General features: G+C 72.3%; 12 protein-coding genes. 9 read left to right on the forward strand and 3 right to left on the reverse strand.

The annotated features are described in order from the left end of the window. Positions 1-180 precede the first annotated feature (180 nt). Together D7X55_RS24650 and D7X55_RS24655 are read right to left on the reverse strand one after the other, a co-directional pair. A complete protein-coding gene (locus D7X55_RS24650) occupies positions 181-2,721 on the reverse strand; it encodes an FtsX-like permease family protein (RefSeq protein WP_121724359.1) in 2,541 nt (846 codons plus the stop codon). Beyond that, positions 2,718-3,446, reverse strand: coding sequence for an ABC transporter ATP-binding protein (locus D7X55_RS24655; RefSeq protein WP_120547116.1), 729 nt, complete (start codon positions 3,444-3,446; stop codon positions 2,718-2,720). The genes D7X55_RS24650 and D7X55_RS24655 overlap by 4 nt, the downstream gene beginning before the upstream one ends. Before the next feature lie 228 nt (positions 3,447-3,674). Between D7X55_RS24655 and D7X55_RS24660 the strand changes: the two genes are divergently transcribed. Beyond that, on the forward strand, positions 3,675-5,792 hold the full coding sequence (locus tag D7X55_RS24660) for an ATP-binding protein (protein WP_121724360.1): 2,118 nt from the start codon (positions 3,675-3,677) through the stop codon (positions 5,790-5,792). On the opposite strand, the gene D7X55_RS24665 is transcribed toward D7X55_RS24660, so the two are convergent. After that, positions 5,746-6,567 (reverse strand): carboxylesterase, encoded by an 822-nt coding sequence (locus D7X55_RS24665; protein WP_233610039.1) that lies wholly within the window; start codon positions 6,565-6,567, stop codon positions 5,746-5,748. The two genes, D7X55_RS24660 and D7X55_RS24665, sit on opposite strands and share 47 nt — an antisense overlap. A 70-nt stretch (positions 6,568-6,637) precedes the next feature. On the opposite strand from D7X55_RS24665, the gene D7X55_RS24670 reads away from it, so the two are divergent. The 8 genes from D7X55_RS24670 to D7X55_RS24705 all read left to right on the forward strand — a co-directional run bounded on the left by D7X55_RS24670 (position 6,638) and on the right by D7X55_RS24705 (position 12,364). Beyond that, the gene (locus D7X55_RS24670; protein WP_121724362.1) at positions 6,638-6,931 is read left to right on the forward strand and encodes a DUF3467 domain-containing protein; all 294 of its coding nucleotides are present in this window, start codon (positions 6,638-6,640) and stop codon (positions 6,929-6,931) included. Between the two features lie 56 nt (positions 6,932-6,987). After that, positions 6,988-7,740, forward strand: coding sequence for a hypothetical protein (locus tag D7X55_RS24675; protein ID WP_370450201.1), 753 nt, complete (start codon positions 6,988-6,990; stop codon positions 7,738-7,740). 43 nt (positions 7,741-7,783) lie between these two features. Then, entirely contained in the window at positions 7,784-8,683 is a 900-nt protein-coding gene (hemF, locus tag D7X55_RS24680) for an oxygen-dependent coproporphyrinogen oxidase (protein WP_120547084.1), read from the forward strand. Then, positions 8,683-9,192 carry a hypothetical protein gene (locus D7X55_RS24685; protein ID WP_121724364.1) on the forward strand — a complete coding sequence of 170 codons (510 nt, stop codon included), beginning with the start codon at positions 8,683-8,685 and terminating at the stop codon, positions 9,190-9,192. The genes hemF and D7X55_RS24685 overlap by 1 nt, the downstream gene beginning before the upstream one ends. 42 nt (positions 9,193-9,234) lie before the next feature. Continuing rightward, positions 9,235-10,494, forward strand: coding sequence for a hypothetical protein (locus D7X55_RS24690; protein WP_158626417.1), 1,260 nt, complete (start codon positions 9,235-9,237; stop codon positions 10,492-10,494). 61 nt (positions 10,495-10,555) lie between these two features. Then, positions 10,556-11,170: an RNA polymerase sigma factor gene (locus tag D7X55_RS24695; protein ID WP_014400131.1), complete on the forward strand. Its 615-nt coding sequence runs from the start codon at positions 10,556-10,558 to the stop codon at positions 11,168-11,170. 85 nt (positions 11,171-11,255) lie between these two features. Next, positions 11,256-11,915: an anti-sigma factor gene (locus D7X55_RS24700; protein ID WP_120547081.1), complete on the forward strand. Its 660-nt coding sequence runs from the start codon at positions 11,256-11,258 to the stop codon at positions 11,913-11,915. Continuing rightward, complete coding sequence (locus D7X55_RS24705) at positions 11,912-12,364, forward strand: hypothetical protein (protein ID WP_120547080.1); 453 nt, start codon at positions 11,912-11,914, stop codon at positions 12,362-12,364. The genes D7X55_RS24700 and D7X55_RS24705 overlap by 4 nt, the downstream gene beginning before the upstream one ends. The last annotated feature ends 369 nt before the right edge of the window (positions 12,365-12,733 follow it).

Genomic DNA, 12,733 nt, shown 5'->3' on the forward strand with positions numbered 1-12,733 from the left:
GGGCTCCATCGCGCGCGCGAAGCCCTCCGTGCCGCCCTTGCCGCCCATCGCGGACGCGACTGTCATGCCGCTCGAGTTCGTGGAGCCCGCGTCCTCCGTCTCACGCAGCACCACGCCCACCGCCACGCCCAGCGCGGCGAGCACCAACACCACCCCGATGACGAGTCCCCGCCCCATGCCTCACTCCTCCCGCAGCGCCATGGCCGGGTTCGCGCGCGCCATGCGCCACGCCGGGTACAGCCCCGCGAGCGCCGCCGCCACCATGGCCAGCACCAATGCCTGTCCCACCACACCGGGCGCCACCACCAGCTGCAACGTCCACCCGAACGAGCGCTGGTTGATGACGTGCACCAGCACGTAGGCCAACGCCAGCCCCAGCGGGATGGAGAACAACCCCGCCAGCAATCCCAACAGGCCCGTCTGCAGCGACACCATGCCCCACAGCTGTCCCGGCGTGAGCCCCGTCGCGCGCAGCACGGCGAACTCGCGCGCCCGCTCCAGCTGCAGCGACATCAGCGCGCTCAGCACGCCCACGAACGCGACGCCAATGGCCAGCAGGCGCAGCACCTGCGTGATGGTGAAGGTCCGGTCGAACACCTCCATCGACGCCTGCCGCAGCGCCCGGTTCGCACGGACATTCAAGGCCTGCTCACCGCCCGCGCGGTCGCGCACGCGGGCCACCAGCTCGTCCACGTCCTGCCCGGGCGCGGCGAAGAGGGACAGGCCGGACACGCCCCGGTCCTCGTACCAGTGTTCATACGTGGCGCGCGGCATCAGCACCGTCCCCACGTCCGAGCCGTAGTCGAAGTACACGCCCGCCACGCGGAAGTCGTGCGGTCCCTTGTCGGTGGCGACGCGCAGCGTGTCGCCCGCGTGCACGTTCCGGTGGAACGCGAAGGGCTCCGACACGATGAGCGCGTCCGTGGACGCGTCCAGCTGCCGCCACACGTCCTCCGCGCGTCCCTCCTTGAAGCGGTACGTCCGCTCATGGCCCTTCGCGAAGTCCACCGCCAGCAGGTCCGTGTCCACTTCGTTGATGCGCACGTGGATGACCCGGATGGATCCGCTCGCCTCGACGCCCGGCGTGGACCGCAGCTTCTCCGCGAGCCCCGGCACCAACGAGGAGTCCCCGCGCCGAGCCACCAGTGACGGCGGCGACACGAACACGTCCGCCTGCAGCGCCGACTCCAGCCACGCGGCCACCGTGCCCCGGAAGCTGGACACCATCAGGCCCACGCCCACCGTCGTCGCCACCGCGACCATCAGCGCCGCCAGCGCGACCGCCGTGCGCGACAGGCTCGCCGTCACGCCGCGCGCGGCCATGCGTCCCAATGGGCCGAACATCGCGCCCAGGGGCCTCGCCGCCGCCCTCGTCAGCTTCTCCGTCACCCAGGGCACCAGCAGCGCGCTGCCCAGCAGCACGCCGAAGAGCCCCGTGTACGCGGGCAAGAGCGCCTGGGTCGGCCACGCGAGCACCGCCGCCGAGATGGCCAGGATGACGACCCCGAGCACCGCCAGCCTGGGCGCGCGGTTGCGCGACACGTCCTCCACCGTGGAGCGCCGCAGCGCCGTCACCGGTGCCGCCCGCGCCGCCTCCCACGCGGGCACCAGCGCGGCCAGCACCGTCGCGCCCAGGCCCAGGCTCAGGCCCTTGATCAGCGTGAACGGCTCCAACGACAGACGCCGCACGTTCACCACGAAGTACAGGTCATTGATGGTGCGGGTGATGAGGCCCACCAGGCCGCTGGCCATCAGGATGCCCAGCAGCAGCCCCGCCGCGGTGCCCACGATGCCCAGCATCAGGGCCTCGCCCAGCACCACCGCGAACAATTCGCCGCGCGTCACGCCCACCGCGCGCAGGCGGCCCAGCATCCCGCGCCGCTGCACCACGGAGAACGTCATCGTGTTGTAGATGAGGAACATCCCCACCACGAGCGCCAGCAGCGACAGCGCGGTGAGGTTGGTGCGGAACGCGCGCGTCATCTGCTCCACCGTGCCCGCGCGCCCGGACGTCTGGACCAGCTCGGCGCCCGGCGGCAATGCGGCCTTGAGCGACGCGGCCTGCGCCTCTCCGCCCTTCAAGCGCAGGTCCACGCGCGTCAGCCGGCCCTCCATGCCCAGCACCTCCTGCGCGGTGGAGATGTCCGCGAGGAGCAGCGACTCCAGCGCGCGCTCCGTCGTCTCCTGCGAGGGCGTCAGCAGGGCCGACACGCGCAGCTCCCGGCGAAGCCCCGTCACCGTCACCGGCAGCGTGTCCCCGGCCTTCACGCCCAGGCTCCGCGCCGTCTTCGCGCCCATCACCACCGTGCCGGGCCGGGTGAGCAGCGTGCCCACGTCGCCCACCGCGCCTCCGGTGGAGAAGTCCCGGAAGGGGGCCTCCGCGAAAGGGTCCAACCCCAGCAGCGTGAGCGTGCGGTGGTTGCCGGCCTCCACCTGCACATAGCCCTGCACCACGGGCGCCGCGTCCGGTGCGTCCGGCCGCAGCTTCAGCGCCGTGTAGACGCCCTCCGGCAGGCCGGACGTGCCGCCGGTGATTTGATGCGTGGCGCGGCCCGCGACGACGTCCGTGGACTGCTCGAAGGCGCGCAGCGCGCTGCCGCTCGCCAGGTCGATGGACACCACCACCGCCACGCCCATCGCGATGCCCAGCAGCGACAGCGCCGTGAGCCACGGGTGCCCGCCCAGGTGCCGCAGGCTGGAGCGCGCGAGCAGCCCCCTCATGGCGTCCTCCGGCCGCTCGCGCCGCCGGGGCGCTCCACCAGCCGTCCGTTCTCCATGGTCAGCACGCGGTCCGCGCGCTCCGCCATCGCGGGCTCGTGCGTGACGATGAGCGCGCACGCGTGGCCCTGCCGGGTGAGCCCTTCCAGCAGGTCCAACACCTGGCCGCCCGTCTCCTCGTCCAGGTTGCCCGTGGGCTCGTCCGCCAGCAGCAGCGGCGGCGCGTGGGCCAGGGCGCGCGCCACCGCCACGCGCTGCTGCTCGCCACCGGAGAGGCGGTCCGGGAAGCTGCTCGCGCGAGCCCCCAACCCCACACGTCCCAGCAGCTCCCGCGCCCGCGCGCCGGCCTCCGCGGCCGAGCGGCCCAGCAGCTCCAGCGGCAGCCGCACGTTCTCCTCCACCGTCAGCGTGGGCAGCAGGTTGAAGGCCTGGAAGATGAAGCCGATGCGCTCGCGGCGCAGCAGCGTGCGGTCCCGCTCCGGCATGCGCCCCAGGTCGCGGCCCTCCACCAGGATTTCGCCGTGCGTCGCCTGGTCGATGCCGCTGATGAGGTTGAGCAGCGTGGACTTGCCGGAGCCGCTGCGGCCCAGCAGCACCACGAACTCGCCCCGGTGCAGGGCGAGCGTCGCGCCGGAGAGCACCTCGCGCACGGAGTCGCCCTCCGCGTAGGACTTGGTGACGGCGCGCAGTTCGACGAGGGGCCGCGAATCAGGAGGAGAGGAGGGCATGCCGGGCATCCGACATAGCCGATGCCCGGCGTCCGGGAGCGTTTCCTCGTCCCACCCGGAGGGATGCCCGCTACTGGACGCCAGCAGCGCCAGGGAGCGCTCAGCCCATGACACCTGTCAGGTTGTCCCACTTGCTTTTCGTGCGTCCCGGCACGTCCCGGTGTTTGATGTCCGTCTCTTCCCGCCGGAGGCCTTGTCTTCCGCGCCGGGGTAGGGGGGGCCACACACATGAATGAAGCCCAGGCCGGGTGGGTCGCGGCGTCCGGCGGTGTGCCCTCGCCGCTGCATGAGCTGCTTCAGCAGCTGCCTGCCTTCTTCGGCCTCTACCGCGGCCCTGGCCACCTCATCGAGTTCAGCACCGCGACGCGTCTGACGCTGCTCGACACGCGCGGCCAGGTGGGCATCCCGCTGCGCGAGGCCTGTCCCCAACTGGAAGGCCCCGGCTGGCACGACGCCTGGGACCGCGTCTTCACCACCGGAGAGGCCCTGCACCTGCGCGAGGCCTCTGCCCGCGCGCGCCCCGCCGATGAAGAACTCTTCTTCAATCTCTCGCTGCTGCCACGCCGCGACGCGAGGGGGGCGGTGGAGGGCGTGCTCGCCTTCGCGGTGGACGTGACGGAGCTCGTGCGCACCCGCCGCGCCGCGTGGACCGCCGCCGCCTGGCGCACCGAGCGCCTTCAAGCGATGACCGCCGCGCTCTCCGAAGCGCTCACCCCCGCGCAGGTGGTGGAGGTGGCCGCGCGCGAAGGGGCGCTCGCCATGGGGGCCCTCACCGGCCTGGTGGTGGTGCCCGCCAGCGCGGCCCTGGACGTCTTCGAGCGCGCCGCCGCGCACGGCTTCTCTCCCGGCGAGCTGGAGGGCTGGCAGCGCTTCGAGGTCTCCGCCACCTGTCCCCTCACGGACGTGACGCGCACGCGCGAGCCCTGCGCATTGGGCTCATGGACGGAGTGCATGGCGCGCTACCCGAGGCTCGCCTGGTTATCGCGCGAGCGGCCCCTGGCGGCGTGGGCGTCCGTGCCGCTGGTGAGCGGTGGGCGCGTGTTCGGCGCGCTGGGGCTGGGCTTCGGCGACGCGCGCGGCTTCGACGCCCAGGAGCGCGCCTTCCTGCTGACGGTGGGCCGCCTGTGCGCGCAGGCGCTGGACCGGGCGCGGCTGTACGACGAGGAGCGCGAGGCCCGCGGCGCCGCGGAGGCCGCCAGCCGCGCCAAGGACGCGTTCCTCGCCACGGTGTCCCATGAGCTGCGCACGCCGCTCACGTCCATCCTCGGCTGGTCGCAGATGCTGCGGCAGGGCCTGTTGGGTGAAGACAAGCGCCAGCGCGCGGTGGAGGCCATCGAGCGCAACGCCCGCGCGCAACGGCAGCTCATCGAGGACCTGCTCGACATCAGCCGCATCGCCAACGGCCGCCTGCGCCTGGAGCCGGTGCCGCTGGAGTTGGGCTGCGTGGTGGAGGCGGCGCTGGATGCCGTGCGGCCCACGGCGCTCGCGCGCGAGGTGACGCTCAAGGTCTCCGTGGACGCGGACGGCGTGCCGCTGTTCGGCGACCCGGACCGGCTGCAGCAGGTGGTGTGGAACCTGCTCTCCAACGCCATCAAGTTCACCCCGGCCGGCGGCCACGTGACGGTGTCCGCGCGCACGCGCGGCGAGGGCGCGGAGCTGGTGGTGCGCGACGACGGCGAGGGCATCCCGGCCAGCTTCCTGCCCTTCCTCTTCCAGCGCTTCCAGCAGGCGGACACCAGCGTGAGCCGCCAGCACGGAGGCCTGGGCCTGGGCCTGTCCATCGTGCGGCACCTGGTGGAGCTGCACGGCGGCACCGTGTCGGCCGCCAGCGACGGGCCGGGCAAGGGCGCCACGTTCACCGTCGTGCTGCCGCGCTCACGCGTGGGCACGGCCCCGGGCTCCGCGCGCGAGCCGCGCTCCGTGGAGGGCCTGACGCTGCCGCGCTTCCCGGAGCTGGAGGGCCAGCGCGTGCTGGTGGTGGACGGCCAGCCGGACGCGCGCGAGTGGATGTCCGTGCTGCTCACCCGCGTGGGCGCGCACGTGCTCACCGCCACCAACGTCACCGACGCCATGGATGAAGTGCGCCGCTCCCCGCCCACGGTGCTGGTGACGGACGTGGCCCTGGCCGGCGAGGACGGCTATTCGCTGCTGTACCGGCTGCGCGCGCTGCCCTGGGAGTCCGGAGGCGGCGTGCCCGCGCTCGCCGTCACCGCCGCCGCGCGCCGCGAGGACCGCGACCGGGCCCTGCGCGCCGGCTTCAGCGCCTTCGTCACCAAGCCGCTGGATGCCGTAGAGCTGCTCACGGCGGTGGCGCGTCTTGCCCCGCCCAATCCGGTGCGCTCCTGAAGTCCTCCTCCGCATCCCACGGCTGGAAGAAGTCCCCGACTTCCCGCGCGAGCCGCGCCCCGCACACGTCGCGCGGGATGATGTGGAAGCCCTCTGGATAGGCCACGTGCCGCACCGAGGGACACGCCTTCATCCGCCGCGCGAGAAAGCGCCCGCCCTCCGGGTCCACCACGTGGTCCTGGTTCGCGGTGGCCACCAGCACCGGACAGCGCACCCGGGGCGCGTCCGCCAGCGCCAGGTCCTGCAGCCTGCACAGGTCGCGCAGCCGGGCCACCGGGAACGCCGGCAGCACCGGCGCCTGGGCCAGCGCCGCGGGGTCGGAGATGTCCGTGCCGCCCTTGTCCACCCACGGCGTCGTCCACTCCAGGAGCGGCGTGCGGCACAGCTGGCGCACCAGCGCCATGCGCGCGCCCTTGAAGCGCACCGCGGGCGCCACCAGCGCGAGGGCGTGCACGGCCTCCGGTTGGTGCGCGGCCAGCCGCAGCGCCAGGAGCGCGCCCATGGACAGTCCCGCGACGAACACGCGGCGGTACCCGGACAGCGACGCCAGCGCCTGGTCCGCGCAGGCCTGCCAGTCGCGGAAGCCCACGCCCAGCATCGCCTCCGGCGTGGTGCCGTGGCCCGGAAGCCTGGGCGCCACCACGCGCATGCCTCGCGCGGCCAGGGCCTCGCCCAGGGGACGCACCTCCCACGGGCTGCCGGTGAAGCCATGGAGCAGCAGGCAGGCGTCCTGACCGTGCCCCAGGGCGAAGGGCGCCGTGGACTCTCCGTCGATGTCCCGCCAGCGCGTGCTCACAGGGAGGACACTGGCCACGGCGGGCCCCAGGCGCTATGCCGCCTGACTCATGGCCGACACTCCGACGAAGCCCCCTGAAGTGCAGCTCCAGGTGCAGATGACCGAAGAGGTGTCCAATGGCCAGTACAGCAACCTGGTCCTGGTGAACCACACCGACTCGGAGTTCGTGCTGGACTTCCTCTACGTCCAGCCGCAGCAGCCCCTGGCCCGCGTCCGCTCGCGCATCATCACCAGCCCGCGCCACGCGAAGCGGCTCTTGAAGGCCCTCCAGGACAACGTGCAGCGCTACGAGGCGCGCTTCGGCACCATCGTCCTGGACGAGGACGAAGGCCCCCGGCACTGAAGGGGCGGGTCCTCCAGGACTTTCCCTCGCGGCGTTCCCGGCGCACACTGCGCGGCATCGTGTTCCGAGCCCTCGTGTTCGCCGCCGCCCTGCTGTCCGCCGCCAACGCCTCCGCCCAGTGCACCGGGGACGGGGTGCAGCTGTATCCCGCGCCCGGCGGCATCGTCCCCACCAACATGCGCCTGCTGCTGGAAGGCGTGGGCACCGCGAAGTCGCCGGTGCTGGCGCTGGTGGGCAAGCCGCTCAAGCTGGTCTCCACCGACCATGAGGTGAAGCTCAAGGTCACCAAGGGCTGGGAGAGTTCGCTGGGCCGCGCGACCATCATCCTCAAGCTCGCGGAGCCGATGCGGCCCGACAAGCGCTACTTCCTGAACCTGCAGGAGGTGCTCCCCAACGTCGCGCTCCTCAATGGCCAGGTGGGCGCGCAGCCCTCGTGGCTGAGCGGCAAGGGGCCGGACGCGAAGGCCCCCAAGTGGGTGAAGCGCCCCGCCGTGTCGGAGGGCTTCGTGCGCCGTTCTCCCCAGGGCATCGCGCGGTTCGTGAAGCTCAACCTGTCCCTGCGCGAGGAGAGCCCCGCCTTCCTGGTGGTGAAGCTGTCCCCGCGCCGGCTGGGCGTGAGCCCCCAGCAGTACCTGCTGCCCGTCCAGGGCAACACGGCTTATCTGGGCCATGAGGCGTGCGGTGGCGCGTTCTCGCTGGAGGACGGGCGCAGCTACCGCGCGCGCATCGAGGCCTTCGACGCGGCAGGCAACCTGGCGCCATCCACGCCCCCGGTGGACTTCGAGGCCCCGTCCGCCCAGGGCCCCTAGTAGTGTGTCCGCCCGTTCAACCCGAGACAGGGAGACAACGGGCATGACGGCGACGGTGGACGTGGAGGGCTTGAAGGGGCGCATGGCCGCCTTCATCCAGAAGCTCCAGGACGACATCTGCGGAGCGCTGGAGGAACTGGACGGCAAGGGCCGCTTCCGCGAGGACGCGTGGAGCCGCCCGGGCGGCGGCGGTGGCCGCAGCCGCGTGCTGGAGGAGGGCGCCGTCCTGGAGAAGGCGGGCGTCAACACCTCCATCGTCCACGGCGAGCTGGAAGAGGCCTTCGCGAAGAAGCTCCAGGGCGAGGGCCGCACCTTCTGGGCCGGCGGACTGTCGCTGGTGCTGCACCCCAGAAGCCCGCACGTGCCCACCGTGCACGCCAACTACCGCTTCATCCAGCAGGGCAGCCGCGCGTGGTTCGGCGGCGGCGCGGACCTGACGCCGTACTACCTGGACGAAGAGGACGCGGCGCACTTCCACCGCGTGCACAAGGCCGCGTGCGACGCGCACGACCCCTCGTACTACCCGCGCTTCAAGGCCGCGTGCGACCAGTACTTCCACCTGCGCCACCGCGGTGAGGCGCGCGGCGTGGGCGGCCTCTTCTTCGAGAACATGGGCGGCGACCTGGAGCGCGAGTTCGCCTTCGTGCAGGCGTGCGGCAACAGCTTCATCCCCGCGTACCTGCCCATCGCGAAGAAGCACAAGGACACGCCGGTGACGGAGGCGCAGCGCTTCTGGCAGGAGGTGCGCCGGGGCCGCTACGTGGAGTTCAACCTCGTCTACGACCGGGGCACCATCTTCGGCCTGGAGACGCAGGGGCGCACGGAGTCCATCCTCATGTCGCTGCCCCCGCGCGTGCGCTGGCGCTACGACCACCACCCGGAGCCCGGCACGCCGGAGGCCCGGCTGGTGGAGGTGCTGCGCAACCCGAGGGAGTGGGCCTGATGGCTCCGGAGCCTGGGCAGCCCGCGCGTCCGCGAAACAAGGGCGTGCGCATGGGCATCGCCATCACCGTGTTCGCGGCGGTGGCCGCCACCGCCCTGTTCATCACCCGGCTGTCGGAGATGCGGGGCCGTGGCGTCGCCCCACCGGAGCAGGTGGCCAGCGAGGCCCGCGTCCAGGTGCTGGCGCTGTGCGACGCGGTGCAGGGCTTCCGCGACGAGCACGGGGACTACGTGACCATCGCGCCCTATCCCGTGCCCGTGCCCCAGCGCGGTGAGGCCGTGCCCTTCCCGAAGGACCACGAGGCCTTCCACCACATCGGCTTCGACCCCGGCCCCGCCGTGCACCTCCAGTACGAGGTGCGCGTGGAGGAGAGCCCCGTGGGTGAGCCGGAGGTGTCCTGCTTCGCCCGCGCGGACACGGACGGCGACGGCCTCAACGCCGTGTACCGCGTCCGTCTGGATGCCAACGGGATGACGACCCCCGTGGAGGTGGAGCACGAGGGCGAGTAGCCCCCCATGCAACTCGGGGTTCTCAATGTGAGAGAATCCCCCGTGATGGGAAACGTCGGCGACATCCGCGGCCCCCGCGTGGGCGGTCCTCCCGGCTCCGGTGGTCCCCGCTCCGGCGGTGGACCCTCGGCGCCCACGGGGCCGTCGCCGGCGTCTCCGTTCCGCGATGACGGGATGGAGACCTCCACCCCCACCACCTCGCCCGGGGACCGCACCCGCATCGGCGCTCCGCCCGTGGGGCTGCCCCCGGAGGCGGACGGCGGCGCGCCCCTGGAACCTGGAGAGCACGGGCTTCCGGGCGGCGAAGGCCTGGAGCCCGGCGGCGAGGGCCTGGAGACGGGCGGGCTTCCGGAGGACGGCGCGGAGGGCGCGGACGCCGAGCCCCGGGACGTGGGCGCACGCTCGACCCGCGTGGGCGTCCCCAACCGGGGCCCGCTCCCCCCGCGCACGGAGCGGGGCGGCGGCACGGGACGGGCACCCCGCGCGGACGCCGGCACGGGCTTCGAGTCCTCCGGCACGGCCACCCCGGCGCCCCGGCGCAAGGCCGGCGACGGCTTCCGCACGCCCGGCTCCGCCCCCACCACCGCCAGCCCCTACCTGGGCGCGGGCGAGGCGCGCGGGCCGGTGCTGGACGTGGAGTCGCTCATCCCCTCCGACCTGCGGAACCTCGAAGGCCAGCTCGCGCTGGGCAAGCGCTTCGCGTCGGACGGGGCGCTGCTGGCCGCGCAGGTGCGGCCCGCGTCGCTGCCCTCGTCGGACCGGGTGGCCCGCCTGTGGACCTTCTTCGCCGCCTACGCGGAGGCCGCCGCCCGTTTTCCCCCCACGCCCGAGGGCCAGGCCGCCTTCGCCCAGGCGCTCAAGGATCAGGGCTTCGCCGGGCTCCAGGACGCGCACACCGGACAGAACGGCGTGGAGGCCGGGATGTGGGTGATGGACGCGCCCTCCCCGGAGGAGGCCCGCGAGCGCGCGGACGCCGTCCGGCTGGAGCCCCCGCCCGACGTGCGCCACTCCGAGCAGGCCGCCCCGCTCACCCCGGGCCTCTACCAGCCCCTGCCGGGCCCCTTCGTGCGCCGGGACGCCCACGGGCAGGGCCTCCAGAACGACGACCCCCACGACCGCGACCGCACGGACCGGCGGCTGGGCGGGCGGATGTTCTGGAACGTGCTCCACGCCTTCCGGGCCGGAGAGGACACGGAGGACTCCTCCCTCACCCAGGCCCAGTGGGACCGCATGGTCTTCGGGGCGGTCCTGGCCATGGTGGGCCTGGCGCTGGCCGCCATCGCGCTCGTCAGCTCCCTCTAGGAGCGACGGGGCGCGTCGAAAACGTTGGGGTTGGCGCGGCCTGTGCTACGGTGCCGCGCACTTGGCCACCGACGACCTCACACTCGTCAAGCGCGTCCGCAGCGGGGACCAGCGCGCCTTCAAGCTCCTCGTCGAGCGTTACCAGCGCAAGGTGTATGCCGTCGCGCTCGGAATGCTGAAGGACAAGGAGGAGGCGATGGACGTCTCCCAGGAGGCGTTCGTCAAGGTCTACAAGTACCTGGACCACTTCAAGGGCGACGCGTCCTTCTACACGTGGCTCTACCGCATCACGTCGAACATCTGCATCGACGTGCTGCGCAAGCGCCGCGGCGGCGGCGAGCCCGTGGAGTTCGACGAGACGCAGGACGTGGACCTCTCCGAGGCCCGCATCGGCGCGCTGGGCAGCCGCCTGGGGACGAACCCCCAGAAGAGCGCCCTGCGCAAGGAGCTGGCGGAGAAGATTCAAGAGGCCCTGGCCACGGTGCCGGAGAAGCACCGCGCCATCCTCCTGCTGCGCGAGATTGAGGGCATGTCCTACGAGGACCTCGCCCGCACGCTGGACATCCCCAAGGGCACGGTGATGAGCCGGCTCTTCCACGCGCGCGCCAAGGTGCAGAAAATCCTGGGGGATTACCTGGAGCTGGACGAAGCCAAGAGCGGGGTGGGCAACGAATGAGGATGCCAGAAAGGCCTCCTCGAATATCCGAGGGTCCCGTCGCGTCCCCACCGACGAATTCCCACCAGCCCGCAGGGTGAAGAGTATGGCCGGAAATCCCGCGTGTGAGCGTTTCGTACCGCTCCTGTCTCCCTACATCGACGGTGAACTCGCTCCTGGGGAGCGCGTCAACGTGGAGCGGCACCTCGCCGCCTGCCGGGATTGCACGGGCCGCGCGGCGGACCTGCGCGCGGAGTCCGGGTTGCTCCGGGTTGGCCTGGACATGGCGGTGGACGACGTCGACTTCAAGGACTTCGCCCAGAAGGTCATGGCCCGGGTGACGCCGGAGAAGCCGCCCCTTATTGAACGGATGCGGCTGGCCCTGTCGGAGATGTTCCTCTACCAGCGCACCGCGATGATTTCGTCGCTGGCCACCGCCGCGGTGGTGCTGCTGGTGGCCCTGCCGCTGGTGCTGCGCGACAACGCGCCGGAGGGCTACGCCGCCGAGCGCATGACGGTGAAGTCCATCCAGTCCTACCAGGGCGCCCGCGTGGCCCCGGTGGTGATGGAGACGGAGGGCGGCGGCTCCATCATCTGGATGGTGGACGAGCAGGAGCAGGCCCCCGAGCCCGCGAAGGACGCCGCCGGGCAGAAGAAGCCGGGCGTGACGAACCCCGACGAATCGAGCACGGAGCCGCAGGACGAGGAAGGGCAGCCGTCGCCGGCTCCGTCCGTCCCGCCCCGGCCCACCGGAGGAGCGCTATGACGAAGCCGACGTGGGCGGTGCTGGCACTGCTGTTCGCCGTGGGCCTGGTGCTGGGGCCGGCGGTGGCCTCCGCCCAGGAGCAGAAGGTGAAGGTGCAGGTGGAGGTGGTGCTGGCCTCCAACAAGGGCACGGTGGTGGACCCGCCGGAACTCAACAAGATGAAGGAGGCGTTCCAGAAGCAGAACTTCAGCTTCACGTCCTTCAAGCGCATGTCCCTGGACACGGTGGAGGTGGGCGCCCAGAAGCCCACGGAAGTGAAGCTCCCCAACGGGACGAACGCGTCGCTCCAGCTCCTGGGCATGAAGGACGGCAGCGCCACGCTGCGCGTCATCATCCCGAACCAGTCCTCCGTGGAGGTGGAGCTGGGACGCCAGGGCGCCGTGTACCAGAAGGCCGGCAAGCACGTGGGCGGCGAGCTCATCCTCGCGCTGGTGCCGCCGTCCAAGTAGCCGCTGTCGTGTCGTGACGGATGCGCGCCGCCCTCGAGGGCAGGCGCCGTCCGGTGAAGGTCCCCCCTGACGCCTGGATGGCCCCCTCCTTCCCGGGCGGCCCCGCGTCAGGGTCCCTCCGCTCCTGAATCCTGCCCGGTCCTCGCACATCCACCCCTGTGTGGACGGTGCCGCGCTGTCCCAGCGTCGGACCGCTTCGTCCCACGCCTGACGCGCGCGGGGGTGGGCGTGGCACCGGAGGGCAGGAAAGAGGGCGGAACTGCCTGGGCCCGGGCTGAAAAAAAGTCAGTCGTTTCCATTTCCCAGAAAGGACTCCGGCCTTTCTTCCCTCGAAAAACGCTGGGTTGGGCGACGGCACGGCAGTTGCTC

Origin of the sequence: Corallococcus sp. AB049A (assembly GCF_003668885.1) — a bacterium.
GTDB lineage: Bacteria > Myxococcota > Myxococcia > Myxococcales > Myxococcaceae > Corallococcus > Corallococcus interemptor.